Below are 11,372 nucleotides of genomic sequence, written 5' to 3'. Positions count from 1 at the left end.
TCTACGTGCCCGTCTGCGGAGCCGGCGGCGGCACCTGTCGCCGGAACAGGATGCGCTGGTAGAGCCAGCCGATCGCGACCAGCACGATGCCGAGGCCCATGAACGACAGCGCGCGGTAGACGCCTGTCAGCGTCGACATGTCGATGACGAAGGCCTTCAGGATCGTCAGCGCGATCACGACCGCCGATGCCAGCCGCGCCCGCTCCGAGTTGACGAGGATGCCGACGCCGAGCAGCACCACGCCGAAGCCGAGCCAGCCGATCGAATAGGTATATTGCTCCGCGCCCGTCGTAGGTCCGGTGGAGAGGATCGGGCCGTGATAACAGCGGCGGATCTCCAGCGTGACATAGGCGAGCGCGAACAGCAGCGCGCCGCCGGCGATGATGTTGGCGTAGACCTTACCGCGCTCGTCGGCCACGGCATAAGCGAGTAGCAGCATCAGCACCGCCGGCAGCGCGTAGCCGAGCAGCAGCAGGTTGAACACGGCGCCGCCGACATCGATGTGCCAGATCAGCGGGTTCTCCAGGAACAGCAGGCCGAACACGCTGATGAGGCCGGCGATCGCGGTGAGCACGACCGCCCCGACATTGTGCACGATGCTGCGGCTGCGCAGCCGCAGCCGTTCCAGCCCGATCGCCATCGCAAGCGCCATACAGACCTGCAGCGCGAATTCGAGCAGCGACGGGGACGAAATCATGTCGCCGCCGGTCGCAAGGTGTCGGATCTCCGTGAACGCCAGCAGCGCGGTGAACAGGATCGCGGCGGCCTCGATCATGCGCAGCGGCGCATCGTCGGCGCGGCGGCGCAGGAAGATGCTCGCGCCCCAGAATGAGGCCGCCGGCAGGCCGTAGCCCCATAGCAGCCAGTTGAAGATCGGTGTGGTGCCGACGGCGTCGCCGACGATGCGCGGATCGTAGCCGATGCGCGCCGTCACGATGCCGGCGAAGATGGCGGCGAGCCAGCGCAGGAACGGGATCGGCCGCTGCATCGAGATCCAGGCGGTGCCGAGCGACATCAGCGCGAGCGCAATGGTGAGCCAGCCCTTCTCCAGCGCAAATGTGAGCGCCAGCGCCAGCGCGCCGAGTGTGCCGGTCGCGAACAGCGCGGCGGAGATTGCAACGCCGGGCCGGGTCTCGCGGCGCGTCAGCGCCTCGGTCGCGGCGCCAAAGGCGGCGGCGAGCAGAACAGCGAGAATCGCGAACGGGATCGAGCGGTCGAGATGGGCGATCCGGGCGTAGAGCGCAACCAGGATCGCGATCGGCGTCGCGACGCCAGCCGCCGACCATACTACGGGGATGATCGCCGAGTTCGAGCGGCCCTGCGCCAGGAAGCCGGCGATGCCGAAGCCGGCGGCGAAGATCGCGGCCATCACGAGGTGCAGCGTCACCGAGCCGTCGGTCGCGACCGGCCCGACGCCCGGCATCGGGCCGCCCGGCAGCACCAGCATGTCGGGATTGGCGCGTACCGCCCATTCGGCGAACACGATGAAGACGGTCGCTGCCGCCGCGCCCAGCGCACCGGTGGCCGCCGGCGCGCGCCAGGCGACCAGCAGCGTCGCACCAACCAGCAGCGTGTACGCGATCAGTGCGAGGTCCGCATGCGCGCTCGACAGCACGACCAGCATCGCGCCGAACAGGTAAGCGCCGAGCGAGCTCGACGACACCGGCTCGATCTCGCCGTCTTCGATGGTCGGGCCGAACATGAAGCCGCAGACGACGAGCAGCGCGGCGAGCACGAAACCCGCGATGGCATGGAAGGCGTGCGGCGCGACTTGCAAGTCGCCGGTATCGAGGCCCGGGAAGATCCACAGCACGGCGAAGACGATGGTGGTCACGGCAAGCCAGCGCCACAGCCGGATGCGGGCGAGGCCGAAGCTCGCGGCGGTGACGATGGCCAGATAAATATAGAGCGCCCGATAGTCCGGCTTGCCGCTGGAGACGAGGATCGGCGTCACGAAGGCGCCGACCACACCGAGCCCGGCGAGCGCGGGCCCGTGCAGCAGCGCTGCGACGAGCGTGCCCATTGCAACGATGCCGAGCAGCACGAAAGCGGTCGCGGGCACGAGGAAACCGTAGAGTGCATAGGCGGCATAGATGGTCGCGAACGCCACCGCCGTGCCGGCCGCCGTGAGGATGGCCGGAATGTTCGCGATCGGCAGCGCCGCGATGTTGGAGATGCTCTCCTTGCGCCGCGTCCATTCGCCGGCACCGAGCAGGGCCAGCGCGAACAGGCCGCCCAGGAACACGCGCACGCCAGGGCCGACAAGGCCCGCCTCGATCGAGTAGCGCACCATGAAGAAGCCGCCGAGCGCGAGCGCGAAGCCGCCGATCCACACCACCCAGCGGGTGCCGAGCCGCTCCTCGAAGCCAGGTTCTCTGGAAACAGGTGCCGGCGCCGGCAAAGGCGGCGGTGTGTCGGCCGGCGGGCTCGCTTCGGGCGGCGGCGATGCTTCTTCGGTGACGAGCGGAGACGGCACTGGCGTGGCCTCGGGCGCAAGCGGAGGCGGTTCTGCGGGAGCTGTTGCGGGCGCTTCAGCCTGGACCTGCGCAGGCATGAGCGGTGGCGGCTGTATCCGCCGCTGCGCGTAAAACATCTCTTCGAGCGCGTTCAGCCGGCGGCGCAGATCGGCTGCCTGGCTCGAAGCCTTGATCGCAATCAGGAAGGCGATGATCGCAATGATCAACGCAAAGACGTCAAACGGGCCGTCGAACATGAAGCCTCCAGGCCACCGGCGCGCAGGGCCGGTCGCACACATCTCAGGATCTAGCGCCGGGAGCGCACGCGCAAGCCCGGCGCGGGCCGCTCCTGGAGCACCTCGCGGCGGAAGCGGTAGAGCGCTGCCGGCCGTCCGCCGGTCTGTGTCGACATCACGCCGGTCGGTTCGACCAGGGCTTCAGCTTCGACCAGGCGGCGGAAGTTCTGCTTGTGCAAATGCCGGCCGGAGATCGCCTCCACCGTGTACTGCAGTTCAGTGAGTGTGAACTCGGCCGGCAAAAGTTCAAACACCACGGGGCGATACTTCAGTTTTGCGCGCAGCCGCGCGATTGCCGTGGCGAGAATCCGGCGGTGATCGAACCGCATGGAGGTGCCGAGCGCGGGCAGCGTCTTGCGCGCTAATGCCGCAGGGCGGCCGTCGCGCCGCGCCTCCTCGATCAGCCCGGCCTCGTAGAGCAACTCGTAGCGGTCGAGCACGCGCTCCTCGTCCCAGGGCGCGCCGTCGAGGCCGAAATAGAACCGCACGCGATCTTTGCGTGGCAGCGCGCGGGTCGTCTCCGGCGGCTCCTCTTCGGCCCATGTGGTCAGTGCCGGAATGATGTCGCGGGCGATGATCGCGGGCGGCTGCTCGCGCCAGTCTTCCCAGGGGAAGAAGCGATACCAGGGCTCGAAGCTCGCGCCATCGGCGGCAAGCTCGGGGTCCGCCGCGCGCGTCAGCGCGAGATAGCCGATCGACACCATATGTGCGCCGGTGTCGCCGGCCTCGGCATGGCGGCCGCGATCGCCAAACGTGTAGAGCTGCTCGACATAGCCGAGCCGCAAGGCCGCCTGTTGCTCGACCCAGGCGCGCAGGCCGATCTCGAAGGTGCGGTGAGCGAGCGCGTCGAACGGGCCGAACGGCAGTCCGGCCAGTCCGTCGCTGCCGCGTGCAGTCAGGATCAGCGGCTCATGGTCCGCGATCGCGACGATTGCGGCAGTCAGGCCGATCTCGATCGGCGTCAGCGGCTTGTCGCTCATGCGGCTGTTGTGTCCTTCACCTCTCCCGCTTGCGAGAGAGGTCGCGCCGAAGGCGCGGGTGAGGGCTCTCGCCTCTTGGGGAATCCTAATGAGGAGGCACCCTCTCGCCGACCCTCTCCCGCAAGCGGGAGAGGGGGCGCAGGCCCCGCGCGGCTGCTACTCGGCGCTCGCCTCATTCGAGCTCGATCACGAAGGGGCGGCCTTCAACCATCATCGCGCCCGGGCCCATCTCGTCGAGCGCGCGCAGCATGCGGCCGTTGCGCCCGAGCGCGCGGTCGGCGAGGCTGACGATGCGCCGGTTCGGCGAGGCGATTGGCGAGGCCGCGCGGATCTTCCTGGCGATCTCGATCTCGTCGCGCGCCGGATTGAGCGCGCACACGGCCGCGAACGCGCTCGCGGTGGAGCGGCTGATGCCGGCATAGCAATGCACCACCAGCGGTGCGCTCCGGTCCCAGCCGCGCACGAAGTTCAGCACCTGGTCGATATGCGCTTCGGAGGGCGCGACGAAACCGTCCATCTCCTCGGTGATGTCGTCCATCGACACCTTGAGATGGTTGGCCGGCAGCACCGACACCGGACGTGCCACCTGCTCGACATTGGCCATCACGGTCAGCACGTGGCTTGCCTTGGTGAGACGGACCGTTTCGGGAAGCGCGGCGAGGGAACAGACGTGGATCATAGCGGACCTTTTTGTTGATTATAGCCGCAGCCGTAGGGTGGGCAAAGCGAAGCGTGCCACCATCTTCGTCGCAAACGCGAAGGTGGTAGGCATGGCGCAAGTGCGCCTTTGCCCACTCCACAGGGCTCACGCAAACACCGCGCCAAACCGCTCCAGAAACTGCTTCTCGGCCCGTGCCGCGGTCCAAGGCGTGAGATAGTCGCGCCGGACGCTGTCGGAAAGGCCGGGATCCTTGCCGAACAGGCGCTTCGCCTCGCTTTCGCTGAAGCCGGCAAGCTCGGTCGCCTCGAGGTAAGCCGCGCCGCGATCGGCGGCCTTGATGGCTTGCGCGATCTCCTCAGGCAGCTCCGGCGGCAGGCCGAAGCGGATGTGAATGGCGCCGAGCAGGCGCTTCTCCACCGCCTTGTAATGGCCGTCGAGCACGGCCTTGAACGGCGAGATCATGTCGCCGATGACATATTCGGGCGCATCGTGCAGCAGGGCTGCGAGTCGCGTGCGCTGGTCGACACGCGGAATCTCGTGCCGCAGCACGGTCTCCACCAGCAGCGTGTGCTGCGCGACCGAGAAGATGTGCGCGCCTGTGGTCTGCCCGTTCCAGCGCGCAACACGCGCCAGTCCGTGCGCAATGTCGGCGATCTCGACATCGAGCGGAGAGGGATCGAGCAGGTCGAGCCGCCGGCCCGACAGCATGCGCTGCCAGGCGCGGGATTGCGCATCGCGCGCCGTCTTCTTCGCGGTCATTTGACCTTGAGGCGCGGCTTGCGCTGCGTCTTGCCGCAAGTCGCGTGGCAATGGCACTCGACCAGATGGTCGTTGACCATGCCGGTCGCCTCCATGAAGGCATAGACGATGGTCGGGCCGACGAATTTGAAGCCGCGCGAGGACAGCTCCTTGGAAATTTGCACCGACAGCGGCGTCGAAGCCGGCACGCTCGCCGTGGTCTTGAAATTGTTGACCTTGGGCTGTCCGTCCATGAAGTCCCACAGCAGCTTCGAGAAGCCCGGTCCTTTCTCCATGATATCGAGATAGGATTTCGCGCTCAGGATCGTGCCGTCGATCTTGGCGCGATTGCGCACGATCCCGACATCGTTCATCAGCGCGTGAACTTTCTTCTCGCCGTAGCGCGCGATCTTCTCCGGCTGGAAATCGTCGAAGGCTTTGCGGAAATTGTCGCGCTTGCGCAGGATGGTGATCCAGGACAGGCCGGCCTGGAAACCGTCGAGGATCAGCTTTTCAAACAGCGCGCGGTCGTCATACTCCGGCACGCCCCATTCGGTGTCGTGATAGGCGACATAGAGCGGATCTTCGCCCGGCCAGGGGCAGCGGGTCTTTCCGTCGGGATGCAGGCGGGGAGCACGGCTCATGCGGTGGGCTGCTTGGTTGGAATACGAACGACATCGGGTTCGGCGAGCCTCACGGCGAGGCCGCCGGCGGTGAGCGGCTGGCCGGCGTCGAGCGCGTCGGCGACGCGGTCGATGCGCACCAGCGCGATGCCCTTTCCTTGCGCCGACGAGCCCATGGTGCCGACTTGCTTGTCCCCGGCCATGACGCTGACGCCGACCTCCGGCGAGAGATCGTCGAGCAGCACCTTCACGCTGCGGGTGCGCGCGGTGCCGCGATGCTGCATGCGCGAGACGACCTCCTGGCCGACATAGCAGCCCTTGTCGAAATCGACGCCGGCGAGGCGGTCCATGTTGGTCTCGTGCGGGAACGCATCGCTGTACATGAAGTCAAGCCCGCCGCGCGGCACACCGAGCGCGATCCGGTGCGCCTCGTACTCGGCGGCATCGACCAGCTCCGCGCCGATCAGGTCGGACAGTTTTTGCTTGAGATCCTCGGGGATCAGGATGCGAGTGCCGAGCGCTTCATTGCGCGGATCGGCGAAGGCGAGGTCCGGCTGCGCGGCAGGCTGGCCGTCCCAGGCCGCGAGCACACCGAGATCGAGGTTTTCCACCGTGACCTTGGCGCGCAGCTTGTAGAATTTCAGCTTGGTGGCAAGGCTATCTGCCAGCGCCTTGGGGCAGTCGATCAGGAACCCGCCGCCGTGGCCCGCGGGCGCCTCCGTGATCAGGAAGTCGACGATGATCTTGCCCTGCGGCGTCAGCAGCGCGCCGAATCGCCCAAGGCCCGGCTTGAGCTTGTCGACATCGGTGGTGATGAGGCCGTTGAGGAAGTTGCGCGCGTCCTCGCCCGCGACCTTGATCACGCCCCGGTCGGGAAGAAACGCTGATTTCATGTGAAAATCTCTTGCGACATGGTGCTCCGGAACGTAAGCCCGCAAGGCATAAACGACAAGACCTCGAGCCCTGCGCTTGGGGATGAGAGAGGCCCCATGACCCAGCGTTTCGATGTGATCTTGAAGGGCGGCACCGTCGTCAACCAGGATGGCGAGGGCGTTCGCGATATCGGCATCACGGGCGGTCGCATCGCCGAGCTGGGGGCGCTGTCGCAAGGCTCCGCGGCCGAGGTGATCGACTGCAAGGGCCTGCACATCCTGCCCGGCGTGATGGATACGCAGGTGCATTTCCGCGAGCCCGGGCTGGAGCACAAGGAAGACCTCGAGACCGGCTCGCGCAGCGCGGTGATGGGCGGCGTCACCGCCGTGTTCGAGATGCCGAATACGTCGCCGCTCACCGTGACCGAGGCGACCTTCACCGACAAGGTTAAGCGCGCCCACCACCGCATGCATTGCGATTTCGCCTTCTTCATCGGCGGCACCCGCGAGAACGTGCAGGACCTGCCGGTGCTGGAGCGCGCGCCGGGCTGCGCGGGCGTCAAAGTGTTCATAGGCTCGTCCACCGGCGCGCTGCTGGTCGAGGACGACGAGAGCCTGCGCCGGATCTTCCAGGTGATCCGCCGCCGCGCCGCCTTCCACGCCGAGGACGAATACCGCCTCAATGATCGTAAATCGCTGCGCATCGAGGGCGATACGCGCTCGCATCCGGCCTGGCGCGACGAGACTGCGGCGCTGATCGCGACGCAGCGCTTGGTCAAGCTCGCACACGAGACGGGCAAGCGCATCCACGTGCTGCACATCTCGACCAAGGAAGAGATCGAGTTCTTGCGCGACCACAAGGACGTCGCCTCCTGCGAGGCGACGCCGCATCATCTGACGCTGGTCGCGCCCGAATGCTACGAGCGGCTCGGCACGCTGGCGCAGATGAACCCGCCGGTGCGCGGCGCCGATCACCGCGCCGGCATCTGGCGCGGCATCGAGCAGGGCGTCATCGACGTGCTCGGCTCCGACCACGCTCCGCATACCCTGGAAGAGAAGCAGAAGGCCTATCCCGCCTCGCCCTCCGGCATGACCGGTGTGCAGACGCTGGTGCCGCTGATGCTCGATCACGTCAACGCTGGCCGCCTGTCGCTGGCGAGGTTCGTCGATCTCACCAGCGCCGGCCCTGCGCGTCTCTACAACATGGCCTGCAAGGGCCGCATCGCCGCCGGCTACGACGCCGACTTCACGGTGGTTGACTTGAAGCGCAGCGAGACCATCACCAACAAATGGGTGGCGTCGAAGGCCGGCTGGACGCCGTATGACGGCGTCCGCGTGACGGGCTGGCCCGTCGGCACCGTCATCCGCGGCCGCCGCGTGATGTGGCAGGGCGAGCTGGTGACGGCCTCGCAAGGCGAGCCGGTGCGGTTTCTGGAGACGCTGAAGCAATAGGGGCAGGAGCGAGCCTCTCCCTCCGCCGTCATGCCCCGGCTTGCCGCCTTCGCTGAAGCTTCGGCGAGCCGAGAACCCCGCGGGCCTCGGCGTAGCCTTGGCGGAGCCGGGACCGGGGCATCCAGTACGGCGCGGCCCCTCGATTCAAATTTTCTGCCTCTGGAATACTGGATTGCCCGCCTTCGCGGGCAATGACAGAGTGCCTGGCGGCGCAAGCTCAAATTGGGAGAGAGCAATGTCCCAACCGGCACCCCTCATCACCACCGAGCAACTCGCCGCCATTCTCGGCGATCCCGACTTGCGCCTCTACGACTGCACGACCTACAACGAGCCGGTCCCGCCGGGCAGCGACGTGCCTTATCGTACCGTCCCCGGTGACAAGACGTTTGCCGCCGGCCACATCCCGGGCGCCGATTTTCTCGATCTGCAAGGCCAGTTCTCCGACGCTTCCGCACAGCAGTTCTTCATGATGCCTAATGTCGCCCAGCTGGAAGCCGCGTTCGGCCGCCATGGCCTCGATGCGTCCAAAACCATCGTGCTCTACAGCATCGGCACCATGATGTGGTCGACGCGGTTCTGGTGGATGCTGCGCTCGCTCGGCGTCGATGCGCAGGTGCTCGACGGCGGCTTCGACAAATGGAAGGATGAGGGACGGCCAATTGAGACCGGTGCGCCGAAAGGCTATCCGGCAACGACCTTCCAGGCCACACCGCGTGCGGGCTTGTTCATCGACAAGAACACCGTCAGAGCGCGGATCGGCGATCCCTCGACGGTGATCGTGAATGCGCTTGGGCCGCAGTTTCACCAAGGCCTCGAGCCCAGCCGCTACGGCCGGCCCGGTCGCGTTCCCGGCAGCGTCAATCTTCCGGCCGCAACGCTCGTGACCGCCGACAAGACGTTGACGACGCTTGCCGATGCCGAAGCCAGGTTCGCCGCGGCGGGCGTCACGCGGAACAAGAATGTGATCCTGTATTGCGGCGGCGGCATCTCGGCGACGATCGACCTGCTGATGCTGACGCAACTCGGCTACGACAAGCTGACGCTGTACGATGCCTCGATGGGCGAGTGGGCGAGGGACCCGGCACTGCCGATCGAGACGGACTAGGGGCACGTCTCATACCCTCGCCAGCCCTACAGGGCAGGACAAGAAATCTGGGAACCTTTTGTGCCAGCTTGCATCCAATGTTTGAAACCAACGATCACAAGCAGGTAACGCCATGCAACGGACCGCAGCCGGCCTGTCTACCGGCCCAAGAACGTCTGAAGCCGAGCTGATCGACCGGGCGCGAGGCCGGGACGAGGCCGCGCTCCGTGAGATCATGCAGGCCAACAACCGCAGGCTCTACCGCCTCGCGCGCGGCATCCTGCGCAGCGACAATGAAGCCGAGGACGTGGTGCAGGAGACCTATGTCCGTGCCTTCACCCATCTCGACGGCTTCCGCGGCGAGTCCGGGCTGTCGACCTGGCTGTCCCGCATCGCCATCAACGAAGCGCTTGGCCGGGTGCGAAGCGCAAAGCCGCATGTTGAGCTCGGTGCCGTCCCGGAAGAGGCGCTCGAGGCGCAGATCATCAAATTCCCCGTTTCTCCCGCAGGCGATCCGGAAAGGACCATGGCCCAACGTGAAATCCAGCGCGTCGTCGAACGCGCCATCGACGAGTTGCCGGATGTCTTCCGCATGGTCTTCGTCGCGCGGGTCATGGAGGGCATGAGCGTCGAGGAGACTGCCGATCTACTCACCATCAAGCCCGAGACGGTAAAGACCCGGCTGCATCGCGCCCGCGGCATGTTGCGCGAGAACGTCGAGAAGGAGATCGGTCCGGTGATGATGGATGCATTCCCGTTCGCTGGATGGCGATGCGAACGGCTGACAGTTGCCGTGCTGAAGCGGCTCGGAATTGGCGGCTGAAATTTTTCGGGAACCTTTGCGCGACACGTCCATCCAATTCCTGTGAAGTAACGCCGGCAAAGCCGTCCGGCAGCACAGGAGTGTCAAACCATGTTCATCCGTTGGAGCGCGGCGGTCGCCGCGGCAATTCTGTTGTCCAGCCCCGTGCTGCTGCAAGGCGCACGTGCTGCCGACAAGCTCACCGATCCCCAGATCGCGCATATCGCCTACACCGCCGGCGTCATCGACATCAACGCGGCCAAGCAAGCGCAGAAGAAAGCCAAGAACAAGGACGTCAAGGCATTTGCCGACGACATGCTGCGCGACCATGAGGCGGTCAACAAGCAGGCGCTGGCGCTGGTCAAGAAGCTGAACGTCACGCCCGAGGACAACGACACCAGCAAGGCACTGTCGAAGCAGGCGAGCGACAAGCTCGCCGAGCTGGACAAGCTCAGCGGCGCGGCCTTCGACAAAGCCTATGTCGCCAACGAGGTCGCCTATCACAAGACGGTCAACGGTGCGCTGGAGACCCAGCTCATTCCGTCCGCGAGCAATGCCGAGCTGAAAAGCCTGTTGCAAACCGGCCTGAAGATCTTTCAGGGCCATCAGCAGCACGCTGAGCACGTCGCGGCCGAGCTGAAATAGGAGCGTGTGAGATGAAGCCGGGACGCCTCGCATCGGTCGCGCTTGCGGCCATCTTCGCCTCGATGGCCGTCCCGGCACATGCTGCGACCATAGAGATCACGATGGAGAATCTCGTGATCGCACCGGCCGAGGTGTCGGCGAAGGTCGGTGACACCATCAACTGGATCAACAAGGACGTCTTCGCCCACACCGCCACGGCAAAGAACGGCGATTTCGACGTGACGCTGGCGCCGAAGAAGTCGGCGAGTTCAGTTCTGAAGAAAGCGGGAACGGTCGAGTACTACTGCCGCTATCATCCCAACATGAAAGCGACGCTCAAAATCGAGCCGTAGTGACGTCCGTCAATCGGTCCCGCCGGCATGGGGCGGGTCATTCTCGGAGAGCGCTTACTGCCTGGAGACGCCGACCGAGAATTCGCCGTTGCGGATGCGGGCCGGAAAACCCTCGACGAACTTCGCCACCGCATCCTCGCCATAGGTGCCGACGAGCTCGGCCAGCGCGGCGAACAGGCTCGCCTGCGCCAGGCAGTCGCCGTCGATCCCGTCATGGCGCGCCTCGGCCCAGGCCTCGTTGAGATAGCTCAGCGCAGCCTGTTTTTGCTCGTGATCGGGCAGCGGCGCGCGGGCGGGGGCGTAGGATACTGGATGGCTCATGAAACTCGTCAGGGCTGAAGGCGCGATCCACGGCGATGCGCTGCACGAGAGGTGTAGCACGCACGTTAACGTCCGCTAGGCCACATCTTTAAGAACGGTTAACAGCTGTG

The 11,372-nt window shown here is 66.0% G+C and carries 12 protein-coding genes; 5 read left to right on the top strand and 7 right to left on the bottom strand.

Annotated features, from left to right (window positions below; all coding sequences use genetic code 11):
* Window position 1: 1 nt before the first annotated feature.
* From JJB99_RS28825 to JJB99_RS28800, 6 genes are all read right to left on the bottom strand, one after another.
* Window positions 2-2,713, bottom strand: coding sequence for a DUF2339 domain-containing protein (locus JJB99_RS28825; RefSeq protein ID WP_200495621.1), 2,712 nt, complete (start codon window positions 2,711-2,713; stop codon window positions 2-4).
* Window positions 2,714-2,763: 50 nt separating this feature from the next.
* Window positions 2,764-3,732, bottom strand: coding sequence for an NUDIX hydrolase (locus tag JJB99_RS28820; protein WP_200495620.1), 969 nt, complete (start codon window positions 3,730-3,732; stop codon window positions 2,764-2,766).
* Window positions 3,733-3,904: 172 nt separating this feature from the next.
* Window positions 3,905-4,411, bottom strand: coding sequence for a tyrosine phosphatase family protein (locus JJB99_RS28815; protein WP_200495619.1), 507 nt, complete (start codon window positions 4,409-4,411; stop codon window positions 3,905-3,907).
* Between the two features lie 126 nt (window positions 4,412-4,537).
* Entirely contained in the window at window positions 4,538-5,152 is a 615-nt protein-coding gene (locus JJB99_RS28810) for a YfbR-like 5'-deoxynucleotidase (RefSeq protein WP_200495618.1), read from the bottom strand.
* Complete coding sequence (locus JJB99_RS28805; RefSeq protein WP_200495617.1) at window positions 5,149-5,775, bottom strand: DNA-3-methyladenine glycosylase I; 627 nt, start codon at window positions 5,773-5,775, stop codon at window positions 5,149-5,151. The genes JJB99_RS28810 and JJB99_RS28805 overlap by 4 nt, the downstream gene beginning before the upstream one ends.
* Window positions 5,772-6,647: a YgfZ/GcvT domain-containing protein gene (locus tag JJB99_RS28800; RefSeq protein WP_200495616.1), complete on the bottom strand. Its 876-nt coding sequence runs from the start codon at window positions 6,645-6,647 to the stop codon at window positions 5,772-5,774. The genes JJB99_RS28805 and JJB99_RS28800 overlap by 4 nt, the downstream gene beginning before the upstream one ends.
* A 96-nt stretch (window positions 6,648-6,743) precedes the next feature.
* Here JJB99_RS28800 and JJB99_RS28795 point away from each other — a divergent pair, with 96 nt between their 5' ends.
* From JJB99_RS28795 to JJB99_RS28775, 5 genes are all read left to right on the top strand, one after another.
* Window positions 6,744-8,078 (top strand): dihydroorotase, encoded by a 1,335-nt coding sequence (locus JJB99_RS28795; protein ID WP_200495615.1) that lies wholly within the window; start codon window positions 6,744-6,746, stop codon window positions 8,076-8,078.
* A 235-nt stretch (window positions 8,079-8,313) separates the two neighbouring features.
* The gene (locus JJB99_RS28790) at window positions 8,314-9,183 is read left to right on the top strand and encodes a sulfurtransferase (RefSeq protein WP_200495614.1); all 870 of its coding nucleotides are present in this window, start codon (window positions 8,314-8,316) and stop codon (window positions 9,181-9,183) included.
* A 112-nt stretch (window positions 9,184-9,295) separates the two neighbouring features.
* Complete coding sequence (locus tag JJB99_RS28785) at window positions 9,296-9,985, top strand: RNA polymerase sigma factor (RefSeq protein WP_200495613.1); 690 nt, start codon at window positions 9,296-9,298, stop codon at window positions 9,983-9,985.
* A 90-nt stretch (window positions 9,986-10,075) separates the two neighbouring features.
* Window positions 10,076-10,609, top strand: a complete 534-nt coding sequence (locus tag JJB99_RS28780) for a DUF4142 domain-containing protein (protein WP_200495612.1) — start codon at window positions 10,076-10,078, stop codon at window positions 10,607-10,609.
* An 11-nt stretch (window positions 10,610-10,620) separates the two neighbouring features.
* Window positions 10,621-10,941 (top strand): cupredoxin domain-containing protein, encoded by a 321-nt coding sequence (locus JJB99_RS28775; protein ID WP_200495611.1) that lies wholly within the window; start codon window positions 10,621-10,623, stop codon window positions 10,939-10,941.
* Between the two features lie 54 nt (window positions 10,942-10,995).
* Here the strand turns inward: JJB99_RS28775 and JJB99_RS28770 are convergent, their stop codons facing one another.
* Entirely contained in the window at window positions 10,996-11,262 is a 267-nt protein-coding gene (locus JJB99_RS28770; protein ID WP_200495610.1) for a hypothetical protein, read from the bottom strand.
* Between the last annotated feature and the right edge of the window lie 110 nt (window positions 11,263-11,372).

This window comes from Bradyrhizobium diazoefficiens (genome assembly GCF_016616235.1).
Lineage (GTDB): Bacteria > Pseudomonadota > Alphaproteobacteria > Rhizobiales > Xanthobacteraceae > Bradyrhizobium > Bradyrhizobium diazoefficiens_H.
Note: the sequence above shows the minus strand (reverse complement) of the source record. Positions and strands in the feature narration are given on the sequence as shown.